The sequence below is a fragment of the Luteimonas sp. R10 genome (assembly GCF_045689605.1).
Lineage (GTDB): Bacteria > Pseudomonadota > Gammaproteobacteria > Xanthomonadales > Xanthomonadaceae > Luteimonas.
Window position 1 is genome coordinate 3,435,183 of the sequence record NZ_CP141262.1, and the last position, 26,521, is coordinate 3,461,703.

At 64.5% G+C, this 26,521-nt stretch carries 25 protein-coding genes, 3 tRNA genes and 2 pseudogenes; 13 read left to right on the forward strand and 17 right to left on the reverse strand.

Annotated features, from left to right (window positions below):
* Positions 1–341: 341 nt before the first annotated feature.
* The 5 genes from U3649_RS14875 to U3649_RS14895 all read left to right on the forward strand — a co-directional run bounded on the left by U3649_RS14875 (position 342) and on the right by U3649_RS14895 (position 4,538).
* Positions 342–632, forward strand: coding sequence for a hypothetical protein (locus U3649_RS14875; protein ID WP_407352091.1), 291 nt, complete (start codon positions 342–344; stop codon positions 630–632).
* A 199-nt stretch (positions 633–831) separates the two neighbouring features.
* Positions 832–1,401: a DUF4439 domain-containing protein gene (locus U3649_RS14880; RefSeq protein WP_407352092.1), complete on the forward strand. Its 570-nt coding sequence runs from the start codon at positions 832–834 to the stop codon at positions 1,399–1,401.
* A gap of 7 nt (positions 1,402–1,408) precedes the next feature.
* Entirely contained in the window at positions 1,409–1,822 is a 414-nt protein-coding gene (locus U3649_RS14885; protein WP_407352093.1) for a c-type cytochrome, read from the forward strand.
* Positions 1,819–3,000, forward strand: a complete 1,182-nt coding sequence (gene ada / locus U3649_RS14890; RefSeq protein WP_407352094.1) for a bifunctional DNA-binding transcriptional regulator/O6-methylguanine-DNA methyltransferase Ada — start codon at positions 1,819–1,821, stop codon at positions 2,998–3,000. Before U3649_RS14885 ends, ada begins: the two co-directional genes overlap by 4 nt.
* Before the next feature lie 98 nt (positions 3,001–3,098).
* A complete protein-coding gene (locus U3649_RS14895; RefSeq protein ID WP_407352095.1) occupies positions 3,099–4,538 on the forward strand; it encodes an MFS transporter in 1,440 nt (479 codons plus the stop codon).
* A gap of 222 nt (positions 4,539–4,760) precedes the next feature.
* Here the strand turns inward: U3649_RS14895 and U3649_RS14900 are convergent, their stop codons facing one another.
* From U3649_RS14900 to msrB, 5 genes are all read right to left on the reverse strand, one after another.
* Positions 4,761–5,165: a YybH family protein gene (locus U3649_RS14900; RefSeq protein ID WP_407352096.1), complete on the reverse strand. Its 405-nt coding sequence runs from the start codon at positions 5,163–5,165 to the stop codon at positions 4,761–4,763.
* Positions 5,166–5,267: 102 nt separating this feature from the next.
* Positions 5,268–6,185 (reverse strand): NADP-dependent oxidoreductase, encoded by a 918-nt coding sequence (locus tag U3649_RS14905; RefSeq protein ID WP_407352097.1) that lies wholly within the window; start codon positions 6,183–6,185, stop codon positions 5,268–5,270.
* A gap of 204 nt (positions 6,186–6,389) precedes the next feature.
* Positions 6,390–8,129 carry a glutamine--tRNA ligase/YqeY domain fusion protein gene (locus U3649_RS14910; RefSeq protein ID WP_407352098.1) on the reverse strand — a complete coding sequence of 580 codons (1,740 nt, stop codon included), beginning with the start codon at positions 8,127–8,129 and terminating at the stop codon, positions 6,390–6,392.
* A gap of 122 nt (positions 8,130–8,251) precedes the next feature.
* Positions 8,252–8,761, reverse strand: coding sequence for a peptide-methionine (S)-S-oxide reductase MsrA (gene msrA / locus U3649_RS14915; protein WP_407352099.1), 510 nt, complete (start codon positions 8,759–8,761; stop codon positions 8,252–8,254).
* Positions 8,758–9,204 carry a peptide-methionine (R)-S-oxide reductase MsrB gene (gene msrB / locus U3649_RS14920; RefSeq protein ID WP_407352100.1) on the reverse strand — a complete coding sequence of 149 codons (447 nt, stop codon included), beginning with the start codon at positions 9,202–9,204 and terminating at the stop codon, positions 8,758–8,760. The genes msrA and msrB overlap by 4 nt, the downstream gene beginning before the upstream one ends.
* 211 nt (positions 9,205–9,415) lie before the next feature.
* Here msrB and U3649_RS14925 point away from each other — a divergent pair.
* Both U3649_RS14925 and U3649_RS14930 read left to right on the forward strand, forming a co-directional pair.
* A pseudogene (locus tag U3649_RS14925) lies at positions 9,416–10,356 on the forward strand (FAD-dependent oxidoreductase); the annotation flags it as partial.
* Between the two features lie 30 nt (positions 10,357–10,386).
* Positions 10,387–10,842: a hypothetical protein gene (locus U3649_RS14930; RefSeq protein ID WP_407354631.1), complete on the forward strand. Its 456-nt coding sequence runs from the start codon at positions 10,387–10,389 to the stop codon at positions 10,840–10,842.
* Between the two features lie 268 nt (positions 10,843–11,110).
* Here the strand turns inward: U3649_RS14930 and U3649_RS14935 are convergent, their stop codons facing one another.
* From U3649_RS14935 to U3649_RS14960, 6 genes and pseudogenes are all read right to left on the reverse strand, one after another.
* Positions 11,111–11,554 (reverse strand): hypothetical protein, encoded by a 444-nt coding sequence (locus U3649_RS14935; protein WP_407352101.1) that lies wholly within the window; start codon positions 11,552–11,554, stop codon positions 11,111–11,113.
* A gap of 58 nt (positions 11,555–11,612) precedes the next feature.
* On the reverse strand, positions 11,613–12,584 hold the full coding sequence (egtD, locus tag U3649_RS14940; RefSeq protein WP_407352102.1) for an L-histidine N(alpha)-methyltransferase: 972 nt from the start codon (positions 12,582–12,584) through the stop codon (positions 11,613–11,615).
* A pseudogene (locus U3649_RS14945) lies at positions 12,581–13,183 on the reverse strand (SUMF1/EgtB/PvdO family nonheme iron enzyme); the annotation flags it as partial. The pseudogene U3649_RS14945 and the gene egtD, both read right to left, overlap by 4 nt.
* An 86-nt stretch (positions 13,184–13,269) precedes the next feature.
* Positions 13,270–14,325, reverse strand: a complete 1,056-nt coding sequence (locus U3649_RS14950) for a DUF1993 family protein (RefSeq protein WP_407352103.1) — start codon at positions 14,323–14,325, stop codon at positions 13,270–13,272.
* Between the two features lie 55 nt (positions 14,326–14,380).
* Positions 14,381–15,010: a glutathione S-transferase family protein gene (locus tag U3649_RS14955; RefSeq protein WP_407352104.1), complete on the reverse strand. Its 630-nt coding sequence runs from the start codon at positions 15,008–15,010 to the stop codon at positions 14,381–14,383.
* A 55-nt stretch (positions 15,011–15,065) separates the two neighbouring features.
* A complete protein-coding gene (locus U3649_RS14960; protein WP_407352105.1) occupies positions 15,066–15,581 on the reverse strand; it encodes an OsmC family protein in 516 nt (171 codons plus the stop codon).
* 735 nt (positions 15,582–16,316) lie between these two features.
* On the opposite strand from U3649_RS14960, the gene U3649_RS14965 reads away from it, so the two are divergent.
* The 5 genes from U3649_RS14965 to U3649_RS14985 all read left to right on the forward strand — a co-directional run bounded on the left by U3649_RS14965 (position 16,317) and on the right by U3649_RS14985 (position 20,550).
* Positions 16,317–16,805 carry an alpha/beta fold hydrolase gene (locus U3649_RS14965; RefSeq protein WP_407354632.1) on the forward strand — a complete coding sequence of 163 codons (489 nt, stop codon included), beginning with the start codon at positions 16,317–16,319 and terminating at the stop codon, positions 16,803–16,805.
* Positions 16,769–17,488: a phage terminase large subunit gene (gene terL, locus U3649_RS14970; protein WP_407352106.1), complete on the forward strand. Its 720-nt coding sequence runs from the start codon at positions 16,769–16,771 to the stop codon at positions 17,486–17,488. Before U3649_RS14965 ends, terL begins: the two co-directional genes overlap by 37 nt.
* Before the next feature lie 497 nt (positions 17,489–17,985).
* On the forward strand, positions 17,986–18,921 hold the full coding sequence (locus U3649_RS14975) for a PAAR domain-containing protein (protein WP_407352107.1): 936 nt from the start codon (positions 17,986–17,988) through the stop codon (positions 18,919–18,921).
* The gene (locus tag U3649_RS14980) at positions 18,921–19,358 is read left to right on the forward strand and encodes a hypothetical protein (protein WP_407352108.1); all 438 of its coding nucleotides are present in this window, start codon (positions 18,921–18,923) and stop codon (positions 19,356–19,358) included. The genes U3649_RS14975 and U3649_RS14980 overlap by 1 nt, the downstream gene beginning before the upstream one ends.
* A gap of 355 nt (positions 19,359–19,713) precedes the next feature.
* On the forward strand, positions 19,714–20,550 hold the full coding sequence (locus U3649_RS14985) for a tyrosine-type recombinase/integrase (protein WP_407352109.1): 837 nt from the start codon (positions 19,714–19,716) through the stop codon (positions 20,548–20,550).
* Positions 20,551–20,556: 6 nt separating this feature from the next.
* On the opposite strand, the gene U3649_RS14990 is transcribed toward U3649_RS14985, so the two are convergent.
* Positions 20,557–20,640 (reverse strand) — tRNA-Leu (locus U3649_RS14990).
* Positions 20,641–20,912: 272 nt separating this feature from the next.
* Between U3649_RS14990 and U3649_RS14995 the strand changes: the two genes are divergently transcribed.
* Positions 20,913–21,542: an NAD-dependent dehydratase gene (locus U3649_RS14995; RefSeq protein WP_407352110.1), complete on the forward strand. Its 630-nt coding sequence runs from the start codon at positions 20,913–20,915 to the stop codon at positions 21,540–21,542.
* A 79-nt stretch (positions 21,543–21,621) separates the two neighbouring features.
* Here the strand turns inward: U3649_RS14995 and U3649_RS15000 are convergent.
* The 5 genes from U3649_RS15000 to U3649_RS15020 form a co-directional block, all read right to left on the reverse strand.
* A tRNA-Cys gene (locus tag U3649_RS15000) sits at positions 21,622–21,695 on the reverse strand.
* A gap of 86 nt (positions 21,696–21,781) precedes the next feature.
* Positions 21,782–21,857 (reverse strand) — tRNA-Gly (locus tag U3649_RS15005).
* A gap of 178 nt (positions 21,858–22,035) precedes the next feature.
* Complete coding sequence (gene pgsA / locus U3649_RS15010; protein WP_407352111.1) at positions 22,036–22,692, reverse strand: CDP-diacylglycerol--glycerol-3-phosphate 3-phosphatidyltransferase; 657 nt, start codon at positions 22,690–22,692, stop codon at positions 22,036–22,038.
* A gap of 416 nt (positions 22,693–23,108) precedes the next feature.
* Positions 23,109–24,968 (reverse strand): excinuclease ABC subunit UvrC, encoded by a 1,860-nt coding sequence (gene uvrC / locus U3649_RS15015; protein ID WP_407352112.1) that lies wholly within the window; start codon positions 24,966–24,968, stop codon positions 23,109–23,111.
* Between the two features lie 102 nt (positions 24,969–25,070).
* Positions 25,071–26,495 (reverse strand): redoxin domain-containing protein, encoded by a 1,425-nt coding sequence (locus tag U3649_RS15020; protein ID WP_407354633.1) that lies wholly within the window; start codon positions 26,493–26,495, stop codon positions 25,071–25,073.
* Positions 26,496–26,521: the final 26 nt, after the last annotated feature.

Genomic DNA, 26,521 nt, shown 5'->3' on the forward strand with positions numbered 1-26,521 from the left:
TGCGCCAGGACGGATATGGCGTGGAAAAGACGTCGGGCGCGAAGAACCTAAAGTCCCGAACACGCTCCAAAAGACTTGCATCTACGTGCAGATGGTACTCCTGGACATGGGTCTCGACTAACACCGTCAACCGGTCCGCTGGAAGCAACTCAAGATGCGCTCGCGTCACTGAGGCGCACACTCCGGACGCGTTGGCGCGTCGCCGCCCGTCCGTTAGCCTGGATAACAAAAGCCCATGGACACGAGTGCCGCGTTAGCGGCGTCATGGAAATCCACTTCGTCGACGCCCAACAGTCGCGAAGCCGGTCACCGGTGTTGTCCTGCCAAGGAACATCGCCGGCATGGACTTTCGTGTCTGGGGTCTGACCAACTACCAGAATCGACGAGGTGGCACTGAGTTGCACGATGCGACGTGGGCCCTTTGGGAGAAATTCCGCACTGATCGTGCAGGATCCGATGCCCCGAAGCGGGGCCGTGATGGGTTTCAACATGACAAGAAGTTTCTCGTTATCGCCAACAGCAATCAATACGGGAGCGGGCAAGGTCGGTTCGATATCGTCCACATGGAGTTCTGTCTCGTCCAGATCTTCCACGAGATGCACAAAGCAATCCCAATGCTCTTGCGCGACTGAACCCACTCAACGGGACTAGGCGGGTTCGATATTGTCCAAGGCAGGTTCGATAACGTCCGAATCTTTCACGTTGTGTTGCAAAACAAGTGCAAAGCCTCCTCGATACTGATAACACTCCTATCTCCTTCTCTGGCATGCCATGTCGCGATCGGCGTCCACGCGACATGCCAGGGATTCGAGGGACGCACGGGAGAGGGTCATGAAAACTAGTCGCGGACCTACCTTGGCCCGCCGGAGCTTCCTTGCTCATGCCGGCATGGCAACCCTAGGTGCGGGTGCGCCTAGCCTGTTTCCGAGTCGCGCTCTTGCCACAACAAACCAGCCTGACGATATTGGTGTCATCCAAACTGCCCTGGCTCTCGAACATGAGGGCATTGCCGCCTACCAGATCGCCGGTAAGAGCGGGTTACTTTCTCAGGGAACGTTGAAGCTGGCCTTGGTGTTTCTCGGACACCACCAGGCGCACCGTGACTCGCTTGCCAAACTCGTCGCCGAAGCCGGCGGCAAGCCCGTCGAGCCCAGGACCGATGCCCAGTACATCGAGGCGCTGAAGCTCGGCTCGCTCAAGACCGAAGCCGACGTCGTGGCGCTCGCCACGACCCTCGAACGGGGCGCGGCCAGTGCCTACATCGGTCAGATCGCGGCCCTGCGCGAGCCGAAGCTCGCGCAGCTGTTCGCGAACCTCTCGGCGGACGAGGCGGTCCACTGGGCGACACTCAATAGTGCTGCAGGCGCGCCCATCCCGACTGCGGCGTACCTGTTTGGCTGATCGCGAGATGGGAAGCGTGTTCTTCCGATTCCATAGTCACGTGTGGATCGTTCTGCTTGCCGCATCTCTGGCCCAGTTGCGTTGTGCTGCCAATGCGGCCGATGCCGACCTCCTCGCCGAGGGCCACACGCTCTACGAGAACAAGTGTGGGGGTTGCCACTCCGTTGAGACCAACCGGATAGGACCACGTCATCAAGGCGTGATCGGTCGACGCGTTGCAGGCGTTCCGGATTACGACTACTCCCCAGCCTTGAAGCAGTTGGATGGCACCTGGACGCCGGCCCGCCTCGATCTCTGGCTCAGCGATACCCAGAGAATGGCTCCGCGCAGCAAGATGTACCTGGTGCTGGATGATGCAAATCAACGTCGCCTGATCATCGCCTACCTGCAGTCGGTTTCCGGTACGGAAAGTTCGTCATGAGCCTGGAACGTAGCGATCTGCGCCGCGGTGGCAGCGCAGACACTATTAACTCGTCGGGAGCTTTCGGCGATGGACATTCTGCCGCGACTAACGGTCACGAACCGGCGCCGGAGCCAATATTCCAAACTGACGAGCAACGTTGGGACGCGGTTCTAGCCCGGGATCGAACCGCGGATGATCATTTCGTCTACGCCGTTCGCACAACCGGCGTGTATTCCCGCCCCAGTTCGTCGGCGCGGTTACCCATGCGGGCGAACGTGGAATTCTTCGACACCGCGCTCGCTGCGGAGGCCGCCGGCTATCGGGCCAGTCGTCGCGCTGCCAGTGACCGGACAGCTTCCGCGGCGCAGCGGGCCAATCTCGTCACACGGGCTTGCCGGCTGATCGAAGCCTCGGAAAGACCTCCGACACTGGCGCGACTGGGCGCGTGGGCCGGCATGAGCCCCTTCCACTTCCAGCGCGTCTTCAAGGCTGAAGTTGGTGTCTCGCCCAAGGCGTACGCGCTGGCAGCGCGCGCGCGCAAACTGCGACTTCAGCTGCGCAATACGGCCGCGTCCACCACGGACGCGATCTTCGGTGCCGGGTTCAACTCTAGTGGACATTTTTATGCGACAGTCGATCGGCGGCTGGGCATGAGCGCAGGCGCGTTTCGAAACGGCGGCGCGGGCACGTCGATTCACTTCGCCACGGGCGTGTGCTCCCTCGGCCCGCTTCTTGTGGCCCAGAGCGATTTCGGCATCTGCGCAATTCTGCTTGGTGACGACCCTGACACCCTGCTGGAGAATCTCAGGGCGCAATTCCCCAAAGCGATCCTGATGCGTGGAGATCGGGCCTATGAGAGCCTGGTCCAACAGGTGATCGAGTTCGTCGACGCGCCGGTCGCTGGGCTCAATCTCCCGCTCGACGTACGTGGCACCGCCTTCCAAGAACGCGTGTGGAAGGTTTTTCTAGACATTCCGGCCGGCACGACGGTGACGTATGCAGAAATCGCCAGGCGCATTGGCCGTCCCGGCGCCGCTCGTGCAGTTGCGCAGGCAGGAGCGGCGAACCCACTCGCCCTGGTCATCCCATGTCATCGCGTCATACGCGGAGACGGCGACATCTCAGGATGTCGGTGGGGTGTGGATCGCACCCGAAGAATGCTTCAGCGGGAGGCCTCAGCGGCCGCAGGGAAATAGCCACCTCTCATGGCAGTGGGTTCAGTCCCGTCTTATCCATGAGGACCGGACCGTCCCGCGTTGCGCGAATCCTTCGAGCTGGCCTGGGTGATCAGGTCGTGAGCAATGCATCTCTGATCCTGATCGATAGCGGCCGCGCTCTGTCCGAGCGTAAGGCCGCCGGGGCACGCGAGGGCGCCAAGATACTCACCGCATCTAGCCTGGGCAGCTGCCTGGTGTTCGTTAGCAGCGCCATCGCCGCGGTCGCGCTCGCTGCGATTGGCCGAGACATGCACCTCTCGCCGCTCGACCTGCAGTGGGTGATGAACGCCGAGCTCCTGCCGCTCGCGGCCTTGACCATGGTTGCAGGCGCTCTGGGTGACCGTTACGGACAGAAGCGGATCTTCCTGACGGGGGTAGCGCTCTACGGCCTGGGCGCAGCCGTGATTGGCTTTGCGCCCAGTTTCGCTCCGCTCATCGTCGGCCGGTTCGTGCAAGGCTTGGGCGAAGCCTTGATCCTGCCCAACGGCCTTTCGGTACTGGGGCAGGCCTTTCCCGCCGACAAGAAAGCCCGTGCGGTCGGCATCTGGTCGGCCGCCGCGGCCGTCGCCAGCGGCGTCGCGCCCGCGATAGCCGGCGCGATCCTCGATCACGGGTCGTGGCGGACGACCTTTCTGATGCTCCTTCCCATGGTCGTCGGCGCGCTGGCCGTCGGCGCTGCGTGGATACCCAAGGACTCCCCGACGAGCCACGCCCGGATCGACGTCGGTGGCGCGGTCCTTTCGACAGTGGGGCTCGGCGGGCTGGGCGCGGGGCTGACCAGCCTGACCAACGGTTCCGACCTGAACCTTTGGGTGTTCGTCACCCTGATCGTCGGTCTGGGCGGTTTATTCGGCTTCATCGCGAACGAACGGCGATTGGGCGACAACGCCGCCATGCTGCCCCCGTCCCTCTTCACCTCACGGTCGGTCGTCGGCGCGAACCTGTTCACCGCGCTCCTCTATGGGGCGTTCACGGTCATGCTGACCTTGATCCCGTTCGTGATGATTCGGGGCGCGCACCTGCCGACGTTGGTGGCGGGCCTGGCCTTCGTTCCCCTGCAAGTGCTAATCGCGGTCGTCTCGCCGCTCGCCGGCATGCTTTGCCGCCGGTTCGGCCGCCGCTTGCCATTGTTCGCCGGCGGCTCCGTTGTAGCCCTGGGATGCGCCATCTCGCTCCGTATCGATTCGAATGCGACCTATTGGGCGCACATCTTCCCCCCCGTTCTTCTGTTGGCGTTGGGCATGAGCTTGGCGATCGCGCCGTTGACCACCCTCGTTCTGACGTCCGTCGAACCCGATCGCGCCGGAACGGCGGCTGGAGTTAACAGCGCGGTCTCGCGCGCGGGATCACTCTTTGCCATCGCTCTGCTTGGCGGCGTCCTGCAGCAGGGCGGTCCTCAGCTCTTCTCAGGATTCCACATGGCAATGGCTGCCGCCTCGGTCGCGTGCGTTCTCGCGACGCTCGCCGTGTTCATTATCGAGCCGGGGCCCCACGTCGACTACATTCCGCGAGACTGAGCCGTTCGGTGTCTGCAATCAGCAGGCCGACAAGGCCAAGGGTAGAACCGCTCTCCGCCCCAAAATCCTCACCGTCGAACGCGAATGATCGTCTTGCCGGACGTCGCTCCGGTCGGCCTGAAGGCGACAAAGGCATCTCGAGACTGTCACGCCCGAACCGCGCCTCGTCCCGCGGCGCCAAGAAGAGCGGCTCTGTCGCGATAGCCGCCGTCGCGACAGATGTCAGGTGGGCTGTCGCACTGCCGTGCCTTGGTTATTGTCGATAATGTACCGCCAGGCCCCGTCCGCGCCGCGCCGCACGATATCGCTTGCCGAGCCTCCAAGGCGAACATCCTTGCCGTCGGGACCTGTTCCTTCAATTGACCAGTCCAACACGATCTGAGCGGTGTCGCCACCGACAAACACGTGGCGCACATTGGCCTTCAGCGGCAGGCCGAGGTTCATATCGTGCTGGAATTGGGCGGCGAATTCGTTGCGGTCAGTGATGGTTCGCCCGTCTTTCGCGACGAACACGGCTTCCGGTGCGTACAAGGCCATCATCGCCTCGAGATTTCTGGAGTTGAACCGTTCAAGCAGCGATGGGATGAAGTCTTCGGGAGTTGTTGGGAGTGGGAAGGACTCGGACATCAGGGATCTTCTCTCGGGGTTGTTAAACTGTGATGCGGCGATGACACACGCGGTCTGGCTTGGGCGTCAGTTACAAACTTGACGCCACTACGCCCGACAGCCTCACGGACGAACACGGATGACCGTCTTCCCCGGGCGTCGCTCCGTTGGGTTGAAGGCGGCGACGGCTTCGTCGAGGGGCGCGACAGTGCCGATGTTCGTCCGCAGCCGTCCGTCTCGCACGCGCTTGACTATCTCGCCCAGCTGGTCGCTATCGGACTCGACTACGAAGTCAATCGCTAGGCCGTCGGCCGGCCGCACCTCGGAGGGCCCGACGATGGAAACCAGCGTTCCTCCGGCTCGAACTAGGCGCGCGGACCGCTTCCCGATCTCGCCGCCGATGAGATCGAACACCAGATCGACTTGGGCGACGTCTTCCAAGGCCTCGCTGTCGAGGTCGACAAACTCGCTCGCGCCAAAGTCGAGCGCCGCCTGACGGTCGGCGGCGCGTCCGGTGCCGATCACGTAGGCGCCGAACTCACGCGCGAGTTGTGTCACCATCGACCCGACCGCGCCGGCCGCGCCGTGCGCGATCACGCGCTGACCCGCCTGAAGGCGGCCGTGCACGATTAGCCCCTGCCACGCGGTCAGACCCGAGATCGGCAGGCTCGCGCCCACCGTGAAGTCGACGTCGCCCGGCAGCGGCGCGAGGTTGCGTGCCTCCACAACTGTGTACTCCGCCAAGGTGCCGTCGCGAGACCAGTCCGTGAGGCCGAATACGCGCTGTCCGACCGACAGCCCCGTCGTGCCATAGCCCAGGGCGGTGACCACGCCGGCCAGCTCGTGCCCGGGGATCGACGGTGTTCGGTCGCGGTCGAGGCGATCGGTCCAAGTCGAGGGCCAGCCCAGCTCAGTGTTGACGAAGCCCGACGCATACACCTGAACGACGACGTCGTTGATCGATGCCTGCGGCATGGGCCGCTCCACCAGCTTCATCCCGGCCGTTCCCTCAGCCTGGTTCGTAACCACGATCGCTTTCATGGGATTTTGCCTCCGCAGTCATCTGTCTGTTGGGTTGGAATGTTGCGGTGCCGCTGGACGAACGCGGATCCCTGCTGCGTCACAAGCACCGAATAGAACTGCCTTCCTGTGAAGGGCGACGCACAGCATACGATCGTTGCTTGGCCCTGAAACTCGATTTATTGCGGTCAAATCCATGCCTACCGCGGACTCCCGTTCAGGCGCTCAAACCCTTCGCGCCCACGTGTCGCGCAGGGCGACGCTGCGGTTGAACACCGGGGCACTAGGATGGTGGTCAAATCGGTCGGCGACGAAGTATCCGGTCCGCTCGAACTGGAACGACTGCTCCGGCGTCGCCTTCGCCGCGGCCGGCTCGACGTAGCCGCGCAGGCTACGGCACGATTCCAGATTCAGATGGTCGCGATACGTCTTGCCGTCTTCGCCTGCGTCCGGATCGGGCACAGTGAACAGCCGGTCGTACAGGCGGATTTCCGCCGGCACCCCATGCTTGGCGCTGACCCAGTGTATGGTCCCCTTGACCTTGCGGCTGGAGCCTTCTATGCCGGGGCACGGTTCCGGGTCGTGCGTGCAGAGCAGTTCGATGACGTTGCTGGCGGCATCCTTGACCACCTCGTCGCAGCGCACGATGCCGGCGCCGCGCAGGCGCACGTCGCCGCCGACGGTGAGTCGCTTGAAGCCCGGCGGCGGCACTTCGGCGAAGTCCTCGCGGTCAATCCACAACTCGCGCGAGAACGGCACCTCGCGCTCGCCCTGCGCCGCATCCTTCGGGTGGTTCGGGAGGAACAGCGTCCCCTCGTGATCCGCATCGATGTTCGTCAAGACCATCCTCAGCGGATCAATCACCGCCATGCGCCGCGGCGCCGTGGCATCGAGGTCGTCGCGCAACGCGCCCTCGAGGATCGAGATATCGAGCAGCGAGTTTTGCTTGCCGATGCCCAAGCGCTCGACCATCAGCTTCAGCGCCGAGGGGGTGTAGCCACGGCGGCGGATGCCCTGCAGTGTCGGCATGCGCGGATCGTCCCAGCCATCGACCAGGCCGTCCTCGACCAGCGCGAGCAGCTTGCGTTTGCTGAGGACGAGGAAGTTGAAATTCAGACGCGAAAACTCGATCTGGCGCGGCCTGCCGGCCTCCAGCGGAATGCCGCTATCGAGCAGTGGTCGCAGCAGCGCCGGGTTGCCAGCGAGGTCGACCTTGTCGATGCACCAGTCGTAGAGGGGGCGATGATCCTCGAACTCCAGGGTGCACAGCGAGTGGGTGATGCCCTCGATCGCGTCGCTGAGCGAGTGTGCAAAGTCGTACATCGGGTAGATCGGCCAAGTGTCACCGGTATGCGGATGCCTGACCTTCTTGATGCGATACAGCGCCGGGTCTCGCAAATTCATGTTGTCTGACGCCATATCGATCTTCGCGCGCAGGGTGCGGCTGGCGTCGGCGAACTCGCCGGCGCGCATGCGACGGAACAGGTCCAGGTTCTCCTCGACGTTCCGATTGCGGTAGGGCGACTGGCGACCCGGTTCCGTCAAGCTTCCACGCCAGGCACGGATCTCCTCTGGCGTAAGGTCATCAACATATGCATCGCCCTGCCTGATGAGCTTTTCGGCGGCCAGGTAGAGCTCCTCGAAGTAGTCCGAGGCGTGACGCAGGCTGGCCCACTCGTATCCCAGCCAGTGAACATCTTCCATGATCGCGGCGACATACCCAGGATCCTCCTTGGCAGGGTTGGTATCGTCCAGGCGCAGGTTGCAGCGTCCGCCGAACTCGTTCGCGATACCGAAGTTCAGGGCAATGGCCTTGGCGTGTCCGATGTGCAGGTAGCCGTTTGGCTCGGGCGGAAAGCGTGTGCGGATCGATGCGTGCCTTCCAGCGGCCAAGTCGTCACGGATGGCCTGGCGGATGAAGTCCTGACGCGGAGTTGTCTCAGATTGTGGTTCGCTTGTTGTCACGGTCCGCACTCAATTCTGCCTTTGAACGACTCACCGCCAGTAGCGAGCGTGAGATCCCGATTCTTCGATGCCTTCGCTGGGCCGGTGGCGGACTTCTTCAAGATGGTCTTGGTTGACCGCATTCAGCACACCCGCCGACGCCTGGGCACCCTCCACCCAGGCCGCACGTAGTGGCAGGAGTAGCCGGTGGGGTACCTCTGCAGGTAATCCTGATGCTCGGGCTCGGCTTCCCAGAAGTCACCGGCTGCCTCCACCTGCGTTACCACCTTCCCGGGCCACAGCCCAGACGCATCGACATCAGCGATGGTGTCTTCGGCGACCCCCTTCTGCTCAAGGGAGGTGTAATAGATCGCAGAGCGATAGGACGTGCCGCGATCGTTACCTTGCCGGTTTGGTGTCGTGGGATCGTGGACCTGGAAGAAGAATTCAAGCAGTGTCCGATAGTCGAGCTTGCTTGGATCGAAGACGATCTCGACCGCCTCGGCATGGGTGCCGTGATTGCGATACGTGGCGTTGGGGACATCGCCGCCGCTGTAACCTACACGAGTCGAGATGACGCCCGGCATTTTGCGGAGCAGTTCCTGGACGCCCCAAAAGCAGCCTCCCGCCAGAATGGCACTCTCAGTCGTCATGGGCGTTCCTCCACCTGATCGAGATACGCGCCGTACCCCTCGGCCTCCATTTGCTCGCGTGGAACGAATCTCAGTGCGGCCGAGTTGATGCAGTAGCGAAGTCCGCCCCGATCACGCGGCCCGTCGGTGAATACGTGACCCAAGTGGCTGTCGCCATGAATTGAGCGCACCTCGGTGCGGATCATGCTGTGGCTCATGTCACGCAGTTCCTGAACGTGCGCCGGCTCAATCGGCTTTGTGAAACTAGGCCAACCACAGTGCGACTCGAACTTGGCCGATGAGGCGAACAACGGTTCGCCTGAGACGATGTCCACGTAGATGCCCGGCCGATCCTCGTGGAGCAGCGCTCCCGTGCCGGCCCGTTCCGTACCGTTCTGCTGGGTAACGCGAAACTGCTCCGGTGTCAGTCGAGCGACAGCTTCTTTTGTCTTTTGGTACGTCATTAGGTCCTCCAATCGGCCGCGAGCGCCGCGGGCGCGTCACGCGACCATGCGCGCCTGAAGCACCGAGTTCAAGCGCAAGTTCTGGAGTGCATGCGCGTGAAGGCCTACTAAACTCATCAACTGTGCGCGGCTATTCGAAATCACGACGTCGTGGAATCAACCACGTCGCGCGGGCCTCGCGTTCGGTGCCACCTCTACCGGAGATCACATCATGGGTTTGGCCTTCGACGTAATCGTGATCGGGGCTGGCCCGGCTGGCTACGTGGCCGCCATCCGTGCGTCACAGCTGGGTTTTCGAGCTGCCATCGTGGACGCCTACGTGGGCAAGGATGGACAGGCCTCGTTTGGAGGTGTGTGCTTGAACTCTGGCTGCATCCCGTCCAAGGCGCTCCTCGATTCTTCCAAGCTGTACCACGCGCTCGCGCGGCGCTCTCAAGTGCACGGCATCTACGCCGAAGGCCTTCGCGTTGAGATGAGTGAGCTCCTGGGCCGTAAGGACAGGATCGTAAAACAGTTCACCGATGGCATCAGCGTGCTGTTCAGGGGCAACAAGATCATGCCTTACTGGGGTCGAGGCCGGGTCCGGCCCGGCAATGAAGTGATCGTCGAGGGCATGGATGGCGTGCAACATTCCCTGGCCGCGAACAACATCACCATCGCCACTGGTTCGGTGCCAGTTGCGCTTCCATCAGTGGCAGTCGATGGCGTGATGATCGTCGACAACGTCGGTACGCTCGAATTTAGCCAGGTCCCTCGCAGGCTCGGGATCATTGGCGCTGGTGTAGTCGGGTTAGAACTTGGAAGCGTCTGGAACCGGCTCGGGTCGCACGTCACTCTGTTGGAGGCCCGATCGGATTTTCTTCTCAGTGTCGACGCGGACATCGCCCAAGTCGCGCTCCGGGAATTCAAGAAGCAGGAGCTTCGAATCGAACTTTGCGCCCAAGTTGCTGGCGCGGCGGTGGTCGGCTCCGAGGTCCGGGTCGCCTTCGCGAACGCCGAAGGCGACCACGAACTCGTTGTCGACAAACTGTTGGTGGCCGTCGGCCGCCGCCCCTTCACAGATGGGCTTTCGAGGAGGATGTCGGCGTCCAGACAGACAAACGCGGCCGCATCGTAGTGGACAAATTCTGCGCCACCGGCGTGCCGGGAATCTGGGCAATTGGCGATGTGGTGCGTGGCCCTATGCTGGCACACAAAAGTTCGGAAGAAGGCATTGCCGTCGCCGAGCGGATCGCCGGGCATACCGGTCACGTCGACTTCGACAAGGTTCCATGGGTGATCTACACCGATCCTGAGATTGCGTGGGTCGGGAAGAGCGAGAATGACCTCGGCCTTGCTGGAATTCCCCACAAGGTCGGCACGTTCACATTCGCTGCCGCAGGCCGGGCCGTCGCCATGAACGAAACCGCCGGTCACGTGAAGATTCTGGCGCATGCGGAAACCGACCGAATCCTAGGAGCCCAGATGGTGGACCCGGGGGTCTCGGAACTAATCGCCGAAGTCGTGCTGGCGATGGAACTCAATGCGCGCGCTCAGGATATCGGGGTGGTTGCGCATGCACATCTCTCCCTTTCCGAGGCCGTGCGCGAAGCTGCGCTTGCGGTTTCCAGGCGCGCCATTACGAAGATCAATCGGTGAATGCGTACCTTTTCCCGGACGTCTGACAAAGAGCAGAAACGGCGGCAGATGCATCGCATCATTGCAGGACGCGCGCGTCCTTGCGTTGATTGAGGAGCCCGCAATGCGAGGCTCGGATCCCGGAGCAAAGAAGCGCGGCACGCATTGGGATGTCGCGCGCGTGCGTGAGGACTTTCCAGCGCTCGTACGCGCCGACGCTGGGCCGCCTGCGATCTACTTGGATGACGGCACAGCAATGGCAGCGTTCGTCATGTCGTCGCAGGCTCGATCACGCGATGAACTCGACGACCATGTTCCGCCCGTTGAAGCAGAACGACTCGCCCGCACGCTTGCCTTGCATCGCCTCGAAGATCGGAGCACGCGCCGAGATGCCCATGAACTCCTCGCCGTCGCACACGAACGTGACGGTGGGGACGGCAACCACCAGATTCCGGCCACCGATTCGCACAACAGCCCCTTCCTCCACCACCGACTTGGGTCCAAAGTCGGCATTGCGAAGTGTCTCCAGATTCTCCGCATGGTCGTGAAGCGGGTGATCCACGGCCTCGGCGAGTTCACGTGCGGAGACGGCCTGCGCATGTTCGTCAATTTCGACCGGCTCGCTTCGATCAAGGCGCGCCGATGCAAAATATTCCCGATACGCGTCCATCGTTGTGCAGAGACCGTCGGCTTCCAAGCCGAGCATGACTTGGCGCATACGTTGCTTGTTCATGAACATTCCTCCTACGTCAGAGAAGATTTATCCAGGGTGACGCTACTGGCCTTGGGCATCATGCATGTTCGATGCGCCGCAGGAGCCTCAGCCCGAACCAGTTGTTCGGATCGTTCCAGCGATGCGCGACGCGCAACCCCGCCTCAGCCGCCAGCGCACTGAAAAAGGCGTCCGTGTACTTGTGGCTGTACTCAACCTGCATCAGCTCGCCAGCTGCGAAGCGGAATGCCCGCCCCGCTACTTCCACCTCCTGTTCTCTCTGGCTGATCAGGAAGGTCTGGATCCGAGAATGCTCCTCGACATAGATCGCGTGGTGCGCGAATCTGTCGAGATCGAAATTGCTGTCTAATTCGCGATTCAGTCGTACGAGCAGGTTGAGCGTGAAGCAAGCCGTGGCCCCCTTTTTGTCGTTATAGGCCGGTTCGACGATGGATCTGGGCTTCTGCAGGTCGATTCCGATTAGTGCGCCACCACGGCTTCCCATGGTCTGACCCATGGCGCGCAGAATCGAGATCGCTTCGTCCGCGTCAAAATTGCCGAGCGTGGAGCCTGGAAAGAAAATCAGAGCGTGGTCGGCCTTGCGGGCAGGCCGCGGCAACGGCACTGGTTTTGTGAAGTCGGCGCATACCGGGAGCACTTCGAGTGATCCGAACCGCCTATCGATTTTCCTCACCGTCTCCGCCAAGGCACTGTGAGAGATCTCAATGGGTGTATAGGCGACTGGATCCTTGAATGCATTGAGCAATAAACGCGTTTTCTTTCCGCTTCCGCTGCCGTATTCCACGACGTGTGCCTGTGGTCCGACGGCATCCGCGATCTGGTCGGCGCTGGCCTTCAGAAGACCCAACTCGGTCCGTGTCAGGTAATACTCGGGTTGCCGCGTAATCAGCTCAAACAACGCGGAGCCGCGACGGTCGTAGAAGTATTTGGACGGCAGCCTCTTGGGGCTTTGCGCAAGGCCGGTGAGCACGTCGCCCAGGATGTCGTCGGGAGTAGGCCGCAGGTCGGTAAGATTGGGGATAACTGTCACGCGAGATCCTTGGCAAGGCGTACGCCCGAGAACTGCCAGCGAGCCGCCGGCGGAAAGAAGTTGCGATAAGTGGCGCGAATATGACTTTGTGGCGTCGCGCAGCTGCCTCCGCGCAACACCCATTGTCCGTTCATGAATTTTCCGTTGTATTCCCCGAGCAACCCATCAAAGGGTGCGAAGCCGGGGTAGGCTGTATAGGCAGACGAAGTCCACTCCCATAAGTCGCCGAAGAGTTGCCGCAGGCCTTCGCCTGCGCGCGCGGGTGTCGGGTGCAGAGCGCCAGATTCGAGAAGATTCCCGTCCACACTCGACTCCGCGGCTGCGCTCTCCCACTCGACCTCGGTGGGCAAGCGCCCACCCGCCCAGCGAGCGAAGGCATCAGCTTCGAAGTAGCTTAGGTGGCAGACAGGGGAGTCATCGTCACGGATCTGCCAGCCCGACAGGGTGAACTCACGTTCGCCGTCCGGGCGCCAATAGATCGGCCGCTCCCACCCCTCAGACTCGACCAACGCCCACCCGTCGCCGAGCCACAGGGAGGCGTTCCGGTAGCCGCCATCCCGAACGAACTTGGCGTACTCGGCATTGGTGACAAGTCGATTCTTGCGCTCCATGTGGTCTCAGACTCCTGCATTCGAGTTGGTGATCGACCGATGGCGTTGTGCGGCGGTCGCAGGAAGCGGCGTCCTCATGGCTGCGAAAACTTGGCGCCCAGCGTGATCAGGCGATAGCGCACCAGCCGCTCGACATCCGGATCCTTGGTGTAGACGTCGACCTTGTAGCCCTCGCACAGCTGCAGCACGGTCACGCCCGTGGCCAAGTAGAACCGACCGGTCCAGCTGCGCTCGATCACCAACGCCAAGAGCTCCGAGGCTTCCTGAAGGTTCTCCGGCGTGAACAGGAATCCGGGCACTTCGCCAAGGGATCGGGATTCGTTGATGGCCTGCCGGTATCCAGCGGTAGGATCGATGTCGTAGTCGTCGTCCCATATCCAGTCGGTCAGCAGCAACAATCCCCCGCTGAATCCCCCCAGTTCTTCCATCAGGGCGCAGATCAGCTCTCGGAGGGTGATCGAGAGCGGCTGCGGCACGAACTGGAAATAGCCGAATTCGGGTCCGCTATCGACTGGGTCCTCGGCCAACCCACGCCGCGCCACCCACTGGATGCTTTCGCCGTTGGTGAGGAACTCGATGGGACGATGTCTGCCCGTCGGCTCGTTGATCTCCGCCGCAGTCGCCGGCAGATTACCCAAGTAATCCCGCTTGCCGATCGAGAGGCCTTTGTGGCGCAAGATGGCGTGGGCGATGGCGATGTGGAAGTAGAAATTCGGCAGCAGGATGTCCCGAACATAGTCTCCCCCGGACATGACGTAGTTCGCGCCACGGAACGCCTGGTCGATCATCCGCACCTCGCTGCCGTCGAAATCCCGCGGCGTAAACGACCGGATGTAGGCGATGGTTTTTTCAACCCGGTGCCGGTATTGGATCAGGCGCCTCTCCTCGTCCTTGAACCAGGGGGCGTTGCGCCCGGCAAGGCGCGCAGGACCGTTCTTCGCGTTGTCGCAGGCGATCTGGATCTGCCGGCCCAGGGGCAGCATGTCGGCGGCCAGCCGCGCCTTCAGCAGTTCGTCTTCGGTGAACGCGCCCTCATCCACGGCCTGCTGGACCCTCTCAAGGTAACCAGACAGGACCCCCAGACCGCGGAGCAGCGACGGGATCGTGTAACCGAACAAATCTTTGGACATCGATGGTCTCCGGAACGCAGCCCAGCCCGTGTCTCGCGAGGCAGTGCCCAGTTGGCTAAGAATTCCCCAAGGCGTACGGGCCGCCCTTGTGTACCGCCGCCTGATAGGCGGGGCGCTGCTGGAAGCGATGCACCCAGGCGTCCAGGTGCTTGAACTGCGATCGATCCGTCCTAAACGCGGCCAGCTCGCCGATGAAACTCAGCTGCACATCGGCCGCGGAGAACGCATCGCCCACCAGGTAGTCGTGCCCGGCCAAGCTTTGGTCGATGTAGCCCAGGTGGTTCTGTAGTTCGGCGTCGACGTGGCGCTTCAGTGGGCGCCACGTATCGCCCAGGTGGGCGACGGTACCCTTCATGATGAGAGGCAAGGCCGCGGAACCTTCCGCGTAGTGCAACCATTGCACGTACTCGTCGTAAAGCCAGGACTCCTGTGGCGGAACCAAGCGACCTTGGCTGTGGCGGCGAACGATATAGTCGATGATGGCGCCCGACTCGGCGACCACCCTGTCGGCCTCGGTCACGACCGGTGACTTCCCCAAGGGATGGATGTCCTTCAGCGCTTCCGGAGCCGTGTGGCTACCAGCTTGCCGCTCGTAGAACTTGATCTCATAGGGCACGTCCAACTCCTCCAGGAGCCAGAGAATCCGATGGGATCTCGAGTTACTGAGATGGTGGACAACTAACATGGCCAATTTCCTGAACGATTTGTATCGGACTCCGGAAGGATCAACTTCGCAGCCATCAGGCCGTCAGGCATTCGGCATCCGGCGTCTCCTCGCAGGCAACTTCCATTGCGTGAACGTGCTCGTCATCCTCCACACGCCTGCCGGTCAGGATTGGGGCCGTGTTCCGCGTGGTCGCGATGTCAGCCCCGGCACTCAAGGTCTTACTGACCGGACAGCGGTCAGCTACAGCGAACAGCTGCCGCATCTGTTCCTCATCGATGGCGCCGTCGATGAAGATTGAGCGCTGAAAGACGTCACGGCCGGACTCGGGGTGACGGTGATGGAAGACGATGACCTGGACACGCGTGACCTGGATCGCCTTGCGCTGCGCATGGAACTTGATGGTCATGACCGTACAGGCGCCCAATGAGGCGCTCATCAGGTCAAACGGGCTCGGACCCGAGGCCAATCCGCCGGCGGAAGCGGGTTCATCGACGTGAAAGGACGCCCCTTGGGTATAGATCTGGACCTGGAGTCGACCGACGCCTGTGTCTTCGGCGATGACGGGGTGTACGGGCTTGCTACTTTCCATGGGATTTCCTACTAACTGGGGTCGTCTGCTACATCGAAACTTCGGGAACTAGGGGCGAGGCTCGGCGTGCCGCGGCGCATTCAAACGGCGTCAATGACAGGGAATGGCGAGCGCGAGCAGAAATTGGGATGGTGGTGATCTGCGCGAACGTGGTCGTCTGGCCGAACGGAATCGCGAGGACCGCATCCCACCCACGACGCTGGATGGGTGTACCCCTGATATCCAAGGCGGGTCAACGCGCAACTCGGATCGTTCGACGCCGCCACCTTGTTTCGAGATCAGCATGCCTACGATGCGAATGTCGCCCAAGGCGACCGCGACGACGCCAATCGACGCCTCGATGAAGTCGCAATAAATGACCTCTTCCGGACACTGAGACGTCGATGACAGTGATCGTCGATGTTGCGTCGATGACCGAGTCATGGCCTTGAGCATCTACTCCCGTCGAATGCCGGTTGCCCAGCCACTGCACCGTAGCCTAGCGCACAGACCGCACCCGAGACTAGAGTGAAATATGGCGAAGCACGCGCATGTGCACGCACTAAATTTATTCGCAATCTTTTAGTACTTGCGGTTGAATTCCAACATATGTGCATACACAAAATTCAATCGCAGGTTTTGAATACTTGCGATTGAACTACGACATCGGCTCAGAAAGTCCCGATGCAGTACGCGCGCTCGATCCATTGGTTCACTGCCGCATAGGCAGCTCAGAGATACGGGGTACTGCAGCGGATCGCGGCTGCGCCGCACCGCCCCCCCAACGACGTTCCCGTGCTCGCGCTAGGCGGCACGCTCGACGGCCGGACCGACATCGACAACCAACGCGAAGCGGTGTCCAAACTCAGGAACGTCACCTTCGTGAACGTCCACAACGCCGGCCACAATCTTTTCGACGAGCGCTCGGACGGCATCCAGGCGGCGATCGATGCCTTACTGGAAGGCAGGTCAGTGCCGCAGACCGACATCACTATTGGTCTGCCGGATATGAAACCCGCCTTTAACACCATGTCGCATTGCGCACGGAGAAATAAACTTGGATCCAATACTTTCAGCAGCACTTGGCGCCTGGAGACCTGCAATCCGACCCGGGGTCAACTTCCCATGGTCAGTGCAGCATCGCGAGTCCTATTCGCGTTCGCGGCACGTCAAACGGTTGTATGTCAACCCGACCCGGGTTTTGGTTCGTGGGCATCGCCAGCCGGCCGCAGGCGCGACGGGTGACCGCGGCCTACGTCTGCTGGCTGCTGTGGAAAGACCCCGATCACAAAGTCATGGTGGTCTCCGCGAGCAAGGAGCGCGCCGACGCATTCTCCGTGTTCGTGAAGCGGCTGATCGAGACGATCCCCGAGCTGTCGCACCTGAAGCCGCGCGCGGGGCAGCGTGACTCGAACCTGGCGTTCGACGTAGGCCCCGCCAAGCCAGACCAGAGCCCCTCGGTGAAGTCCGTGGGTATCACCGGTCAGCTCACCGGCTCCCGCGCCGACACCATCATCGCCGACGACTGCGAAGTCCCGAAGAACTCGATGACCGTGGTGCAGCGTGAGCGCCTGGCCGAGCTGGTCAAGGAGTTCGACGCGGTCCTCAAGCCCGGCGGCGCCGTGATTTACCTGGGCACCCCGCAGACCGAGGAGAGCCTCTACAACAAGCTCCCGGAGCGCGGTTACGTCGTCCGCATCTGGCCGGCGCGCTACCCCCGCGACACGAAGCAGCGGCAGTCCTACGCAGATCGCCTCGCGCCCATGATCGCCGAGCCGTTCGACGCGAACCCCAAGCTCGCCTGGCATCCCTGCGAGACCGTCAGGTTCTCCGAGGAGGACCTACTGGAGCGAGAAGCGTCCTACGGGCGCTCGGGCTTCATGCTTCAGTTCATGCTGGACACTTCCCTGTCGGACGCCGAGCGCTAGACGTGTGCTTAGGCATGGCGTCACCTGCTGTGCCCAAGGCGTCCCCAGGCGCTCAAGAGGTTCCCTAATGGGTTCCAGAGGAGCGCCTGGGGCGCCGGGCTGTTTCCTCACGCATCCCACTTCTAGGTGAGGATGGCTGCCCGGATCGCCAATGAATCCCACCGACAGTGGTAGGAGAATATAGTAGTCGCCCTCTGAGAATACAGAGGTGAGCGTAGGTGGTCGAGTGGGATCGAGTGTGAGCTGAGGACGACCGATGGAGAGGGCGGCGGAGAGACCAGAGAAGAAGACCACCAGGAGGAACCAGAGGGAACCCAAGGAGACCTGTGGGGAGATATAGGTGGCTGGTTGTTTCGACCTACGATCTACACCATCGCCGACTCGGTTGTAGTACGCCGTAAAAGGCAGGCTGGTCTGGCTACAAGCCCCACATTGATGTTGCGTCTCCAGCAACAGGGCAGTATAGATGCCCTGGGCATCAAGGAGGAGACCGACCAATGTCACGGCCATTTATCGTCGTGGGGGACCGCATCGACCACGGAGGATCAGTCGTCAGTGGTTCGCCCTTTACCGATGCTGACGGCAAGCCTGTTTGTCGGGTCAACAATCGGGTCGTGTGCGAAAGGCACGGACCGACCGCCATCGTAACTGGCGACTCGACGCTGATCATCGACGGCCAGCCGGTCGCCCGCCACGGCGACAAGACCGCATGCGGCGCCACTTTGATTTCCAGCCAGGTGATGGCCTTCACCGATAGCGGGTCAGGCACCGGGGCCGCGATCGGGCAGCCGGTGGCGGCTGCCGCTCTGGCCGCAGTTCCGATGGAGCCGCCGGAGCTGGACCTTCAATACCTTCAGGGTGCCAACACTCCCTCTAATCCGAACTGGCAGGTCGCCCGGAATGTCATCGTCGACTCGCATGCCGCGCTGATGCAGGCAGGCTCCTACCGTGAGTACGACACGGAAGTAGAAGCCGCCAGAGAATGGCGTCGGCGCGTACTGCCAGTCGCGGACGACTATGGCGTGGAGGTCGGCGCGCTGATTTCGCAAGCGCCGAATGGCAAATACCGCCTCGGCGCGCCTTGGAGCAGCGGTGAGGAGGCTCGCGTACGTGACTTGGTCGACCAGGCCCCACGGTCCCCAGGCGCGACGACAGCTGCGATCCATACCCATCCCCAACCGGGAGGATGGGTTGGGAAAGACCGGGCCTTTAGCTTCTATCAGGTGTCGGACGAGAGCGGCCTGGGCGGCTACGGCGGCCAGGGCGACATCCAGTCTGGAGACCTTGTGTACGGCTACTTGAAAGAGGTCAACGTCTACATCGCCGACTCTGCCGGTCTGCACGGCTGGAACTTCGGTGAGTATCGGCGGCTACAGGAGCAGGACACGATGCGCGCGGTGCGCCTCGGCGAAGTCTATCGGGAGTCCCTGTAATGCGGACGCTGTTGCTCGCAATGCTCGTGTGCCTCTCAGCATGCGGCCAGACGACCCCGCAGCAACAAGAGGCAAGCGCAACTCCGCGTCCGTGTACCGCCTTCGGCGGGATGTCGATTCGCGTGTGTCAGTACCGCCCAACCGAACTGCTGGAGCACGGGCGCGGACCGACGTTCGGCGTAATGGTCTATGGCTACCTGCGCCGGTCCGATAGCCGGCTCGCGTTGGCCGAGGAGCGAGACGGGCAAGCGGTCGTATTCATCGGCGAGCTACTGGACAAACACATGCGCCCGGAAGACGCGGAGGCAATGGTCGGCCAAAAGGTGCGTGTCGTCGGCATCTATCATCCCGCCGGGAAAGTAATCGACGCGCAGTCCCTCGGATGGGTCAAAGAGCCAGACGTACCGTCTCCCACGTGGCCTCCACGGGATAAGTAACCCTTGGCCGCGGGCAGCAGGTTGCCGTGCCGCTCCTGACCACCGCCTCCCCTATGGGCGCCCGATGTTTCGGCAGAAATTTCCGAGGGGGTATTTAACTGCGAAGGATCGCGCGCTACCCCCCGTACCCCATTAGGTTCCCCGCGCGCGCCGCGAGCTATCCCTCGCGTCACCTGTTCGCGCAAGCCATTGATTCCACGGCAACCGCGCGGGATTGCATATCCGATCCTATGCCCGCAAAGGCGAACCGATGCGCGCCACGGGCTCCGATGCTTGTCGATGTTCGCGCCTCCGTCTTTCCCTATCTGTATTTTTCGACACGACGCCAGCGCGTCGCCTACGCCACACCAACCTCGTGAACCAACTACGCGCTGCGGGGAACGGCCCTGCAACGATCAACAGGAAGCTGTCGGTCGTCAGCGTCGTTCCCAACAAGGCCGCCGACCTGGATCGAACTTACCGCCCCCCGCGCATCCCGCGTCAGTCCGGCGAGCGAAAGCGCGAGTTCGTCCTCACCGAGGAGGAGTTCGACGAGCTGCTGGAGGCCGTCCGCGCGCGCGACGACCGCAAGGAAGGGGTCAAGGGAGGACACCCGGTCAAGCGCGACGCCTCTGAATACGCCGACCTGTGCGCCGTCCTGTACGAGACTGGGCTGCGTCCTGCGGAGGCGCTAAAACTTCCGTGGACGAACATTCGGCTGGAGCGTAGGGAAATCGTCGTGCGCCACGCTCCACACAGGGGGCTCCGAAACAAGACCAACAAGTCGCGCACGGTCCCGATGACGGATCGTGCCTACGAGGTGCTTCTCGCTCGATGGGGGAAGATCAAGGGTGGGCCTTTCCACAACCTCAACCACCGGCGCCTCAACGAGCACTGGGCGGCCGCACGCGAGGCGCTGGGCGTCGACGACAAGGACTGCGTCCCCTATGCCACGAGGCACTCCTTGGCGACGCGCTTGATCGAGGAGACGGGCGACCTGCACCAGGCGAAGGAATGGCTGGGGCACAGCACGATCACCCTAACCTCCGACACCTACGGTCACGTCTCGAAGAAGTACCTCACCAAGGGCGCAGACGCGCTCAATAGCCGGCGCCAGCAGGTGACGGAGAATCCTCAAAACCGAGACCGGTTTGAATCCGTGACCGATATGTCCCCCGCGGCTATCCCGCAAATATCTAATAAAATCAATTAGCTATGATGCCCGGAGCGGGAATCGAACCCGCACGAGGTTACCCCCGAGGGATTTTAAGTCCCTTGCGTCTACCAGTTTCGCCACCCGGGCCGGTGCGCTAGCGTGCCTGAGACGCCCCGTGCATGGAACCCTCGCGTCACCGGCCGGCTTGCGGAGCCGCGATCGGCAGACGTCGGTCCGGGGTCGATGATCGAAGGGGTCGTGGATCCAGGTGGCGTCGGCAAGGAGCGACGCCGGTGCCGCCAACGGTCGAGACCAGCGAGCCGGTCAATGTTCCTCGGTAAAAGCCGCCCACTGAAGTCATCGCGCGCCGCCGGTCACCGATGCCGGATACTGCGTTTCGAACCTGCGAGGAGAAACCCATGAAGCTGCTGCACGTGGGAGCGACGGGGCTGGTCGGCGGACACGTGCTGGCGCAGGCGCTGGCGCATCCGGGCATCGAGCGGGTGATCGCGCCGACCCGGCGGCCGCTCGAGCCACACGCGCGGCTGGTCAACCTCGTGGTCGACTTCGAAGCTCTGCCGGAGGACGCCGGCTGGTGGCGCGCGGACGCGGTGGTCTGCACGCTCGGCACGACCCGCGCCACGGCAGGGTCCGACGACGCCTTCCGCCGCGTGGACCTCGACTATCCGCTTGCCGTCGCGAGGATCGCGCATCGCCATGGCGCCCGCACCTTCGCGTTGAATTCGGCGCTGGGCGCGGACGCCGGCTCGCGCATCCTGTACAGCCGCACCAAGGGCGAACTGGAACGGGCGCTGGCGGACGTCGGGTTTGCGTCGCTGACCTTCGTCAGGCCGGGACTGATCGGCGGCGAGCGCGCCGAGTTCCGGACCGGCGAGCGCGCCGCCTCGGCATTGCTGCGCGCCCTGGCGCCGGTGCTGCCGCGCCGCTACCGCATCAATCCCGCCGCCAAGGTCGCCGCCGCATTGCTCGATGCGGCGCTCCATCCGCAGCCGGGACGGCACGTGGTGGCGTCGGAACGGCTGGCCTGAAGATTGCGGTGGTCCGCCCGCCACCGGCGCCGCAAAGCGAAAAGGCCCGCCTGGGGCGGGCCTTTCCGGGAATCGCGGATGGAGGCCTGGGTCGGAATCGAACCGGCGTACACGGCTTTGCAGGCCGCTGCATGACCACTCTGCCACCAGGCCGGTGACTCGACGCACAAGTCTATCGGAAAACCCGTCGGGCGCCCCGACAAAACAAAACCCCGCAAGCGGGGTTCTGTCGTGAAACCTGGAGCGGGAAACGAGACTCGAACTCGCGACCCCGACCTTGGCAAGGTCGTGCTCTACCAACTGAGCTATTCCCGCAGAGGAGGCGGAATTTTACCGTCCGCCGGCGGCGTGTCAACTTTCGCGTCCATCCGCCGGTCAGGAACCGCGGCGCGGGGTCGTCACCCGCGGGAGCGCGCCGCGCCCGCGATCCACGCGGATCCGGCCTTCGGTCATCGGTCATCGGCGCATGCCAGAGCGCGGATCGCCCGGCGCTTCACTCCCGGTCGCGGCGCGCGGCCTCCGGATCGGCGTGGTCCGTGGCGGACTTGCCGGCTGCGCCGTGGTCCTCGCCGTCGCGCAAGGCCGGCCAGGCGGCGCGCAGGTACTGCAGGCCGGACCACAGCGTCAGCAGCGCCGCGGCGGCGAGCAGCCAGTCGCCGAGGCGGAAGATCGGCTCGCCCATCCACGGCGCGGGCCGCGGCGGCCGGTCCGGCGTCACCGAGTACAGCAGGCACAACAGCGCCAGCATCTGCACGACGGTCTTGAACTTGCCGATGCTGGCCACGCGCACGGTGGCGCGCTGGCCGAGTTCGGCCATCCACTCGCGCAGCGCCGACACCGCGATCTCGCGGCCGACGATCACCGCCGCCCAGAACGCCATCCACGGCGTGGGATGTCCCTGCACGATCAGGAACAGCGCCACGGCCACCATCAGCTTGTCGGCGACCGGGTCGAGAAACGCGCCGAAAGCCGAATACTGGTGGTAGCGGCGGGCGATCCAGCCGTCCAGCCAGTCGGTGATCGCGGCCAGCCCGAAGATGGCGGCGGAAGCGAAATTGGTCCAGCCGAACGGCAGATAGAACACCAGCACCAGCAGCGGGATCATCAGGATCCGCAGCAGGGTCAGCCAGGTAGGTATCGTCAGCTTCATCCGGGGCTCGTCGGCGTTCACGGCCGCTGCGCCGCTTCCGTCCCGCTGGCGGGCCGAGATGCGCGCCGCGGCGGCACGGTCATTCTACGGGGTCGTGGCGTGGGTCTGCCTGCTCCCGTTTACGGCGAGTTGGGGCTTGGCGCCAAGCGGCTGCATTTTCGCTGCGCCGTTGGCGGCGTATCGAGTGACGCTGCCTTCGGCATTCCGATGTCCGTTCGCGCGCCGGCGACGGCCCCGCCCTCACCCCCGCTGCGCGCCCCGGCCCGCTCCAGCGGAGCGGGCGCTCGAACGCGCGCGCGCCGATGGCGCGAAAGCCGCGCGATCTCGCCCCGCAAGCGGGAGAGGGAGCAGCGCGGGGTTCGCGCGATCCGGGGCACGGTGATGGTGCGTGCCGGATGCACGCGGTCCATCACCGCTCAGCCCTCGGCGTCGAGGCCGTGCAGGTTGGCGTAGATGCGCCGGGCCAGCGCCGCGTTGATGCCCTCCACCTGCGCGATCTGCTCGGCGCCGGCGGCCTTCAGCCCGGCCAGGCCGCCGAAATGCCGCAGCAGGCTGGCGCGGCGGCGCGGGCCGATCCCGGCGATGTCCTCCAGGCGGCTGACGGTTCGCGCCTTCTGCCGCCGTCCGCGATGGCCGGTGATGGCGAAGCGGTGCGCCTCGTCGCGCACCTGCTGCACCAGCTGCAGGCCCGGCGAATCCGGTCCCGGACGCAGTTCGCGGCCGTCGGGCAGCAGCAGGGCCTCGTGGCCGGCGCGGCGGGCCTCGCCCTTGGCCACGCCCACCAGGGTCACGCTGCCGATGCCGAGTTCGTCCAGCACCTCGCGCGCCTGCGCCACCTGCCCCGCGCCGCCGTCGATCAGCAGCACGTCGGGCAGCACCCCCTCGGCTTCCACGGCGCGCCGGAAGCGGCGCGTCAGCGCCTGGCGCATCGCCGCGTAGTCGTCGCCGGGGGCGATGCCGGCGATGTTGTAGCGCCGGTACTGGCTGCGCACCGCGCCCTCGGGCCCGAACACCACGCAGGAGGCAACGGTGGCTTCGCCCATGGTGTGGCTGATGTCGAAACACTCGATGCGCTGGGGCGGCTCGGCCAGGTCCAGCAGTTCGCGCAGCGCTTCCAGCCGCAGCGACTGCGCCGACTGGCTGTCGAGCCGGCTGACCAGGGCCGCGCCGGCATTGCGCCGCGCCAGGTCGACATAGCCGGCACGCTCGCCGCGCACGCTGCCCTTGATCTGCACCCGCCGCCCCGTGGCCTCCGAGAATGCCTGCTGCAGCAGTTCGGCATCGTCGATCACGCGATCCAGCACGATCTCGCGCGGCGGCGGCTGCTCGGCGTAGTACTGCGACACGAATGCCGCCAGCACCTCGGCCGGATCCTCGCTGCCGCTGGTCTTGGGGAAGAACGCGCGGGTGCCGAGATTGCGGCCGTCGCGGAACGCCAGCAGCAGCACGCAGGCGCTGGTGCCTTGCATGGCGCAGGCGAGCACGTCGAGATCGGCGACGCGGCCGTCGACGTACTGGCGCGCCTGCAGCCCGCGGATCGAGGCGACCAGGTCGCGCAGGCGCGCGGCCTGCTCGAAGTCCAGGCGCTCGCTGGCGCGCTCCATCGCGCCGTTGAGCTCGTCGGTGAGTTCGTCGCTGCGCCCGTCCAGGAACAGCGCCACCCGGCGCACCGACTCGGCGTAGTCCGGCGCGGAGACCAACCCGACGCAGGGCGCGCTGCAGCGGCCGATCTGGTACTGCAGGCAGGGGCGCGAGCGGTTGCGGAACACGCTGTCCTCGCAGCTGCGCAGGCGGAACAGCTTGTGCATCACGTTGAGCGTCTCGCGCACCGTGCTGGCGCTGGGGTACGGCCCGAAGTAGCGGCCCGGGGTGCTGCGCCCGCCGCGGTGGAAGGCCAGCCGCGGCCAGTCCTCCTGCGTCAGCAGCACGAAGGGATAGCTCTTGTCGTCGCGCAGCATCACGTTGTAGCGCGGCTTGAGCGACTTGATCAGCTGGTTCTCGAGCAGCAGCGCCTCGACCTCGGTGCGGGTGACCGTCACCTCCATCGCCGCCACCTGCGCCAGCATCGCCATGGTCCGGGTCGGCTTGGGCGAGGCGCTGAAGTAGTTGGCCACGCGCTTGCGCAGCGAGGCGGCCTTGCCCACGTACAGCACGCCGCCGTCGGCGGCGAGCATGCGGTAGACGCCGGGCGCGTTGCTCAGGCTGGCGACGAAGGCCTTGCCGTCGAAGGCCTGCGGGGACGGTGGCGGAGCGCCGGAGTCAGGATGCGATGGCATGGCAGGCCTCCGAGATGCGGGCGGCCGGCGGGCGATTCAACGCGGCGGCGGCCCGGGGCGGCGCGCCGCCACGGCCGCCCGCACGGGCGCCACGCCGCCGCGTCATTCGCCGATCGGGACGTGGTGCAGGTCGCCGGTCGCGGTATCCAGGCGCAGCACCGCATGGGCATCGGTGTCGGCGATCCAGACCACCCCGCCCGCGACCGCCAGCCCGGACGGGCCGTGCAGCGGGCGCGGCAACTCGAAGCTGGTCAATTCCCCGCCGCCCAGGCGCAGGCAGCGCAGGCTGTCGTTGCCGGCGTCGGCGATCCACAGCCGCGGGGCGTCCGGGTCCAGCGCGATGCCCTGCGGCTGCTGCAGGCGCGCGGATACCCGCTTGCCGTCGGCGTCGCCGAACTCCCACGGCCCCTGGCCGAGCAGCGTCTGCACCTGGCCGGTGCGGATGTTGACGCTGCGCACCGCCGAGCCGGCCGCGTCGCAGACGTAGACCACCTGCTGCACCGCGGCCAGCGCCACCGGCTCGGCGAAGGCGGCCTCGGCGCCGTTGCCGTCGGCGACCTCGAGCGCGCCCGAGCCCGCCAGGCGGCGCAGTTCGTGGTTGCCGAGGTCGTAGCTCCAGATGCGGTTGTCGCCGCTGGTGGCGACGAACAGCCTGCCGCCGGACAGCGCCACCGCCCGCGGCTGGTCCATCACCACGGCGCGCGCGTCCGCCACCGTGCCGTCGGCGGCGGTGCCGCGGCGGCCGGCGCCGAACACGGTGTCGATGTCGCCGGTGCGCAGCTGGATCCGGCGCACCGCGTGGTTGCCGCCGTCGGCCACGTACAGCAGGTCGCGCTCCACGGCGAGGCCCTGGGGCCGGTTGAACGCGGCCAGCTCCATCGGCCCGTCGATGAAACCGGGGCCGCCGCTGCCGAACTGGCGCAGCACGCGCCCGCTCTGGTCGCACTCGAGGATGCGGTGGTGGTTGCTGTCGGCGACGTACAGGTAGTTGCCCGACAGCGCCAGGCCCACCGGGAAGCACAGCGGCAGCGCCGGCTCGCCGCTGCGGCGCAGTTCGATCGGCCGCACGCTGCGCGACTGCGGCACCAGGCCGTCGGCGAGTTCGCCGACGCGGGCGTCCAGCTCGCGCACCGGCCCGTCGCCGACCACGCGTTCGCGCACCCTGCCCTCGCCGTCGATCAGCACCACCGTCGGCCAGGCCTCGATGCCGTAGTGCTGCCACAGCGTCCAGTCCGGGTCGTGGGCGACCGGGAATCCGATCTGCTGCCGGCGCAGGCGCTTGGCCACCCGCCGCGGGTCGCGCTCGTGCTCGAACTTGGGCACGTGCACGGCGACCACGTTCAGGCGCTCGCCATGGCGCGCGTGCAGGTGCGCCAGGTCGCTCAGGCGCTGGGTCGACCAGGCCGAGCCGGCATTGATGAAGGCGAGCGCGCACACCTTGCCGCGCAACTGCGCCATGCGCAGCGGCTCGGTCAGGTTCAGCCAGTCCAGCGAACTGGGGAATTCGGGGGCGGTCTGCGCATCCATCCTGTCGGCCAACGGTCCGTTCCGCC